The organism is Roseibium sp. SCP14, assembly GCF_040329475.1.
Lineage (GTDB): Bacteria > Pseudomonadota > Alphaproteobacteria > Rhizobiales > Stappiaceae > Roseibium.
In genome coordinates this window covers 1-2059 of sequence record NZ_JBDZYH010000021.1, presented here as the reverse complement: position 1 = coordinate 2059, position 2059 = coordinate 1, and the positions used below count along the sequence as shown (strand labels likewise).

Annotated in this window: 3 protein-coding genes; all 3 read right to left on the bottom strand. The window is 62.4% G+C overall.

Annotated elements, in window-relative coordinates; translation table 11 throughout:
- A partial coding sequence (locus tag ABLQ08_RS32400; protein WP_352950908.1) for an ABC transporter permease subunit occupies positions 1-350 on the bottom strand: 350 nt, incomplete at its 3' end.
- A complete protein-coding gene (gene ehuC, locus ABLQ08_RS32395; RefSeq protein ID WP_352950907.1) occupies positions 350-1021 on the bottom strand; it encodes an ectoine/hydroxyectoine ABC transporter permease subunit EhuC in 672 nt (223 codons plus the stop codon). The genes ABLQ08_RS32400 and ehuC, both read right to left, overlap by 1 nt.
- 158 nt (positions 1022-1179) lie before the next feature.
- Positions 1180-2034, bottom strand: a complete 855-nt coding sequence (ehuB, locus tag ABLQ08_RS32390) for an ectoine/hydroxyectoine ABC transporter substrate-binding protein EhuB (protein WP_352950909.1) — start codon at positions 2032-2034, stop codon at positions 1180-1182.
- Between the last annotated feature and the right edge of the window lie 25 nt (positions 2035-2059).

The window sequence follows — 2059 nt, the reverse complement described above, 5'->3', positions numbered from 1 at the left end:
CCCTTGTCGACATTCTCGATCCCCGCCCGGTAAACCTCGGCCGTGTAGGTGCTGTAATGCAGGCCGAGACCGATCACACCGGCAGTCAGCGGCGACAGCACGATGCCGGCCTCCGGCAACAGGAAAAACAGAAAATAGAGCTGCACCAGCAAGGGCGTGCGGCGAATGAACTCCGACAGCCAGTAGATCGTGCCGGAGACAAACCGTCCCGTGGCAATCCGGCTGACCGCAAGTACAAGGCCGAAGCTGAACGCAAACAAGGCCCCCAGAACCGTCGCCTGGATGGTGATCAGAACACCCTCGTAAAGACGCGGCAGGATGCTCAGTGCAAAATTCATGTCCCACTGCATCAGCTGGCTCCCCTGGCTGCGAGGCCGCTACGCCCCCTGGACATCCTCTTCTCAAGCAGGTTGACAAGCTGCACGATCAAGGTCGCGAGGATGAAGTAGATGACCATGATCGCCATCAGCGGCTCGAAGGTGTGGCCGGTCGCCGAGCGGACCAGCTGGCCGGAAAAGGTCAGGTCGGAGATGGTGATCAGCGACACCACCGAGGTCAGCTTCAACAACTCGATCCCCTGGTTGCCGAAGGTCGGCAGCATCACCGGGATCGCCTGCGGAAGAATGACGTGGCGCATGCGCTGGTAGGGCGAGTAGTTGAGCGCGATCGCCGCTTCCCGCTGGCCCTTGTCGATCGACAGAACCGCGCCGCGAACCACTTCGGACCCGTAACTGCCCATGTTCAGGCCGATCGCCAGAATGCCGGCGGCAATCGGCTCGAGCGTGATGCCGGCAAACGGCAGAACGAAGAAGATCCAGAACAGCTGCACAAGCGCGGACGTGCCCCGGAAGATCTCCAGATAGACCGTCGCGATCATCCGCAGATACCAACGCTTCGACAGCCGGGTCAGGCCGGTCACAAAGGCCATGGCAAGGGCGACAAGAGAACCGCCCACCGTCAGCGCGATCGTGATCAGCGTCCCTTTCAGCAACACCGGAGCAAATTCGACGAGAATAGTCATGGACCGTCATTCACTGGCTGACGCGCGGTTCAAACCGAACCGCGCGAGAGTTCGACACCGGAGCGCTGCCTGGGCCAATGCCCCGTACGCAGCGCTCTAACCTGTTGTTTTATAACGATTACAGATGCAAGCCCGCATCCGTTCCCGTCACCGGCCCCTCAGTTGCCCGGGCAGTAGTCGGCACGGGTCTTGGCCAGGGCGGTCCGCGTCGAAAAGCCATAGGCATCGACGATCTTGGCAAACTCGCCGCTGTATTTCAGCTTGGCAAGCGCCTGGTCATATTCGTTGCGGAAGTCCTTGTTGTCCGGATGGAACGCAGCACCGGCACAGCTCTGCGGCGCGTCCGCGACCGGATAGACAACGTCGATGCCGTCGTCATCCGCCTTGGTCACCAGATCGACAATCACCAGACCGGCAAGGGCCAGCGCATCGATGCGCCCGTTCTGAAGCATGGAAATGCCGCTCGGTGCATCCGGAATGACAACGATGTTGGATTGCGGAACCCCCGCATCAAGGGCGTAACGCTCCTCGGCGCAGCCGCCGCACACCCCGACAACCGCCCCGGCGCCGGCAAGATCGGCATAGTTGTTGAGGCCCTTCGGATTGCCCGCCTTCACCGCGAACGCCTCCGCGTCACACACATCCGGCTCGGAGAACACCACCGCCTGGCAGCGCTCCGGCTTGATGTAGAGACCGGCGGCCACCATGTCGAAGCGGCCCGCAAGAAGGCCCGGGATCATCGCCCCGTAATCGACCACCACCGCCTCGACATTCTGGATGCCGAGCTCGTTCAGGACCGCCCGGGCAACGTCCGGGGCCGCGCCGCCGATGTTGCCCTCGCCGTCGATCGAGCTGTAGGGCGGCTCGTTGGCAATGGCGATCTTCGCCGTGCCGGCTGCCCGCAACTCGTCAAGCTTGTCGCTGGCTTGGGCCGGGCCGCTCAACGCGCCGGCAAGGGCAAGCCCCGACACGACGGCGGCTTTGGCCAGATAGGTTCCAGTTGCTTTCAACATCGTCTCCTCCACTTTTAAGCTGATG